This window comes from Streptomyces sp. NPDC057474, from assembly GCF_042802555.1.
In the GTDB taxonomy this organism is placed as follows: Bacteria; Actinomycetota; Actinomycetes; order Streptomycetales; family Streptomycetaceae; genus Streptomyces.
This window is the reverse complement of sequence record NZ_JBHVDX010000393.1, coordinates 1-4958: the sequence shown is the minus strand read 5'-3', so window position 1 is coordinate 4958 and position 4958 is coordinate 1. Positions and strand designations below refer to the sequence as shown.

The window sequence follows — 4958 nt, the reverse complement described above, 5'->3', positions numbered from 1 at the left end:
GTAGAGAACTCCATGATCACGTGGACCCGTGCCCGCACTGCATCGACCCCGCCGGCTGGGCCTACAGCAGCCGCCTATTGCCGGTCGGTCTAAGGGCTAAGACGCTCCAGCGAAACCCTTCGAGCGTGAGGAACGAGAGCTTCTGAGGACCGGGAAGGCCGGAGAACCGGAGGACCGGGAAGGCCGGAGGACCGGGAAGGCCGGGCATGCGGTGCGCGTGCCCGGCTGCGGAGGACGGATGCGGTCACTTGCCGCCGGCGCGCGGGGTGCCGATGCGGGTGATCTTGTGGTTGCGGTCCAGGTCGACGACGAGCTTGGTGGTGACCCCCTGACCCCAGGTGAGGGTGATGCCGACCCGGCCGGCGGTGCCGTTGTTCTTGACCGTCCACTTCAGCGGGACGTTCTGGGCTCGCAGGATGCCGTCCGCCCCGTTGCGGTCCTCCCACTTCGCCACCTCACGGAGGTAGTCGGCCCGGACGTAGAACTCGCGGAGTTCGGTGGTCAGCCTGCCGTTGTCCGCGTCGAGCTGGGCGTCGATGTAGGCGCCGTAGAAGTCGGCGACCCGGGTCACGTCGTCCGACGACTTGCCGCTGATCGTCCGCTGCGCGACGGTGCTCGCCGTCGTCCCTCCCGTGGACGCCTGTGCCGAGGCGGTGAGACCCAGCGGCAGGGCTACGGCGGCGACGAGGCCGGCGATCAGAGCGGTGCGGCGGCCGTGCTTGCGGTCGGTCGTGTTGCTGTTCATCAGTGTGCTTCCCCGATTTCGATGGGTCCGGAAGTGCGTCGCTGTGTGCGGGGCGGCCCCCTCGCCCCGGTGGCGTGGAGGCGGCTCCGGCGACACCAAGAGCATCGGCGGCCCCACGGTCCGGGCACAACGGACGGCGCCCCACCCGCAACGGTGGAACCGTCCCAGGCCATCTGACCTCTCCTTATGGGGAGTGCCTGGGATACCGTCCTGGGATGCGAGGCGGGGGGGAACCGGTGTCGTCCCAGGACGAGGTGGAGGAGTTCGCGGCGCTGCTGCGGCGTCTGAAGAGCCGCACGGACCGCAGCTACGCGGCACTCGCGCGGCGCCTGAACATGAACGCCTCGACGCTGCACCGGTACTGCGCGGGTGACGCCGTGCCGCTCGGCTTCGCACCCGTGGAACGGTTCGCCGCGATGTGCGGGGCCAGTCCGGCCGAACGGATCGACCTGCACCGGCGGTGGGTCCTGGCAGTAGCGGCAAGACAACGGTCCCGGACGGCGACCGGGTCCGTACCGGAAGTCGCCAGGGCCCTCTCGGCGGGCAGCGAGGGCCCCGTGGCCGATGGAGCGGCTGAACTCGTGTCTGCGGTGGCCGTCGACTCCGTTTCCGCGACGGCCGCCGACTCCGTGCCCGAAGCCGCGCCCAGCCCCTTGCCAGGTCCCCGGGAGACCCCCGCGGAAAGCCTCCCCGGCTCGTCGCGCGAGCACGACGCAGCGTCGCGCCCCGCCTCGCGAAAGTCCTGGTACAGAAACCGCATCGCGGTCACCGCGGCTCTCGTGACCGCGCTGATCGCCACCCTGGGCAGCCTGTCCGCCCTGCCGTCCGGGCGCTCCTCGGCCAACAGCGACGACCAGGTGTCCGGCACGACGACCTCGGGCGCACGGCACGGATCCCCGTCACCGTCCGCACCCGCCTCCACCACGCGCAGCCGGCCGCCCGGCACGCCCTCGCCGAAGGCACCCGCCGCGGGCGACCGCTCGTCGAGCCCGTCCATGAGCCCCTCCGCCACGGCCGTTCCCGACGTCCCGCCCCTCACCTGGACCGTGGACTCCCAGCTCTGGGAGTCCGGTTGCAATCACAACTACATCATCGACAAGGCGCCCCAGCAGGTGCCGCCTCCCCCGGCCCCGCAGGACGCCACCCCGTGGGCGCGTACACAGGACGCGGTACATGGCGGCCAGACACTCGTGGACATCTCCGTGCAGGGACGGACGGACGCGGCCGTCGTCCTGGAGGCGCTACGGGTCCGCGTCGTGGGACGGGCCGCCCCGGTGAAGGGCACCGTCTATTTCACGGGCCAGGGCTGCGGCGGTGACATGGACCCCCGCTCGTTCGCCGTGGATCTGGACATGGACCGGCCGATCGCCCGGTCGGTCCAGGGCGGTGAGGACGGAACGAGCACGAGCACCCCGGCGATGCGCATGCCCTACCGGGTGTCCGCGAAGGATCCCGAGGTGCTGATGGTCGACGCCCGGACCGTCGACTGCGACTGCCGCTGGTACCTGGAGCTCGACTGGTCCTCGCAGGGCCGTACCGGGACCGAGCGCATCGACGACCACGGCCTCCCGTTCCGCACCAGCGGCACCAAGGGCCTGCCGCACTACTGGTACGCGCACCGCGGCTGGACCCCTCTCGCGAGCTGAGGGGGGTCAACGGCACACCAGGCCACCACCCTTACAGGGCAGGCAACGTTCACGGCCGCGGTGCCGCCGCTGGGGATGCTGTGAGGGTGCAGAGGGGTGAATGAGACGGAAACTGAGACGGCCGGATGGGCCCCGCCAAGTTCAGGAGTGTCCGTTCGGCGGGGCCCTGGGGTGCGTTGCCATGGGTAACCGTGGCCCGCCGTGCCCGATCAAGCGGGGAACCACGGGGAGCAGCGGCCACTCACCGGCAGACCCAACACAACGGCCCCCGACCGATTTACCTGGTCAGGGGCCGTTCACATGCGGTGGGTGTGGGATTTGAACCCACGGTCACATCGCTGCGACGACGGTTTTCAAGAGCGTCGTGGAATCAGGAGCGAAACCCCTTCTGACCTGCACGGGAGCACCGGTCCAGTTCCCGCTTCGCGACGCTGGCCCACACATGGCCCACAGCCCCCGGAAAACGCGACGGCCCGCACTGTTCGTGCGGGCCGTCGGAATGCGCGTGGGTTAGCTGATGGGCGGGCTGTAGCGGAGGACCCAGCCGGGGCCCGGTCGGTGCACGGTGACCTCAACCGCACGGCCGGTCTTGGTGTAGCCGGTGTGCGTGATCTGAAGCAGGTTGCTGCCGACCTCGACCCCGAACGCATCCGCCTCAACCGAGGTCGCCGCGTACTGCGTGACTTCCTCGATCGCTTCGGTCTGCTCGAATCCGGCGTCGCGCATCCGGCTGATGATGCCGCCGAGTCCGGGGTCGGGGTTCTCCACGCCGGCCGCTTCCGCTACGTCCACGGGGACGTACGAGTCGGCAAGCTGCACCAGGCGGTCACCGTCGTACATGTGCCGGGCGCGGATCACGGTCTGGTCAGAGGTCTCGATGCCGAGAAGCTCAGCAACGTGAGCAGGCGCCGTGTCGCGACGGATCGCGGTTTCCACACGGGGCGTCCCACCCAGTCGCTTGATCTCGGTCTCGAACGCCCCACGGCTTTCGCCGCTCTCCCGTCGCGCAGTGCGGTAGCGCTCCGTGGCGTCTCGGACGATGGCGGTGTTGGTGCTCACTTCGGTCTTTCCTCTCAGACGGCGGGCAGATCGATGGGCCACTCATAGCTGAGTGACCACAGGGTGATGGGCATAACGTGCACGCAGACTTCCACGGCCCTGCCGCTCTCGGTCAGGCCGACATGGGTGATCTCGTAGACCAACCTGTCGACTGAGATGCCGAGCGATTCGGCTTCATCCTTGCTCGGGGGGCGTACGTCGATGGACTCCCGGATGCGCGTCTGCTGGTAGCCGAGTTCGGCGAGACGGGATTTGCTTCCGCCATCGCCGGTGTCCTGCTGCTCCAACTGCGTCCCGAACGCCACGTCACCAGGGAAGTACGAAGTCGCTACCTGCACGACGGTGGCGTCAGCACGCATGACCCGCGCCCTGACGAGCGCCTTCGCTGCGTGGTGAATGCCGAGAATCTGGGCAACCCGCTTCGGCGGCCGGTCTCGGCTGATCTCGGTTGTCGCGCTCGATGTCATGCCCAGCCGAGCAATCTCAGCCGCGAACGCGCCACGCGCGCCAGCTTCCTCGCGCGCCGACTTGATGTAGCGGCCGGTCCCGTCCCGGTGGATCTTCCCGAGGATCGGAGACACGAAGGTGCCCTCACCCCTGCGGGAAATGATCAAACCTTCGTCTTCCAGCACTCGGTAGACATCGCGTGCGGTCTGGTAGGCGACGCCTTCGGATTCCTGAAGTTCCCGGACCTTGGGCAGCGCTGAACCGGGGGCATACACCCCCTGCTGGATCTTCGCCCGAAGCTCAGCGGCAAGCCGCTGAACCTTCGGCCCCTTGGTCTCCTCCACGTATGACTCCCTCACTGTGTGGCTCGTGAGCCCCAGTCTTGCAGAACTAGTCCTAGAAGGATAGCCGGGACCGCAGCGCGGTCGGCAAACGAGTTCCCGAGGACTCTGAACTAGTTCTGTTGACACCCACTCCAGAGCGTGCCTTAATCGTCACAGCGCACCGCAGAACTAGTTCAGCGGAACGCCGGAAGAGGCCCTTATTTGGGCTGCCTCCATGGCTTGTCGGTTCGGGATAGCTCGTGCAGGTGGGGCCCTGAGCTGGTCGTTCGTTGAGAACTCAACAGGGTGTCTAGATCGATGGGGTGTGAGTCCCCGTCCCCGTGGCGACCGGGTGACGTTCGCCGGCGGCCACTTCCCCGCGTGTCAGCACTGGAGAACCGCCCTGGGGATCATCCCTCCATTTCTGGAGGTCAGCCCCAGGTGTACTACCTGACACGCGCCGCCCTGCTGGCGTCAGAGCAGTGACGATGACGCGCCCGATTCCCCGGCTCGGGGCCGGTCTGACGCCGCAACGGCAGACCGGCGAAAGCCGTGTCCCTGCGATCTGCGGGAGGTCGGTGTGAACCGACGACATATCCAGCGCCGCCGGTACGGACCGGCCGACGGCGCCGCACGGTAGTTCGGTCCGCTCTGGTTCACGGCGCTTCGGGCGCCGTGGCCGGCTGCCTCCCCCGCCCGTCCGACCGCGCTTCGCGTGCTGGTCGTACGGGCGGGGCG

Annotated in this window: 4 protein-coding genes; 1 reads left to right on the top strand and 3 read right to left on the bottom strand. The window is 68.6% G+C overall.

All coding sequences use genetic code 11. The features are described 5' to 3' along the window. Positions 1 to 244: 244 nt before the first annotated feature. A complete protein-coding gene (locus tag ACFU53_RS46550) occupies positions 245 to 745 on the bottom strand; it encodes a hypothetical protein (RefSeq protein WP_384006316.1) in 501 nt (166 codons plus the stop codon). Positions 746 to 960: 215 nt separating this feature from the next. On the opposite strand from ACFU53_RS46550, the gene ACFU53_RS46545 reads away from it, so the two are divergent. Beyond that, entirely contained in the window at positions 961 to 2391 is a 1431-nt protein-coding gene (locus ACFU53_RS46545; RefSeq protein ID WP_384006314.1) for a helix-turn-helix domain-containing protein, read from the top strand. 510 nt (positions 2392 to 2901) lie between these two features. Here the strand turns inward: ACFU53_RS46545 and ACFU53_RS46540 are convergent. Together ACFU53_RS46540 and ACFU53_RS46535 are read right to left on the bottom strand one after the other, a co-directional pair. Next, positions 2902 to 3450, bottom strand: coding sequence for a UTRA domain-containing protein (locus ACFU53_RS46540; RefSeq protein ID WP_384006312.1), 549 nt, complete (start codon positions 3448 to 3450; stop codon positions 2902 to 2904). 14 nt (positions 3451 to 3464) lie between these two features. Beyond that, positions 3465 to 4241 carry a GntR family transcriptional regulator gene (locus tag ACFU53_RS46535; protein WP_384006310.1) on the bottom strand — a complete coding sequence of 259 codons (777 nt, stop codon included), beginning with the start codon at positions 4239 to 4241 and terminating at the stop codon, positions 3465 to 3467. Positions 4242 to 4958: the final 717 nt, after the last annotated feature.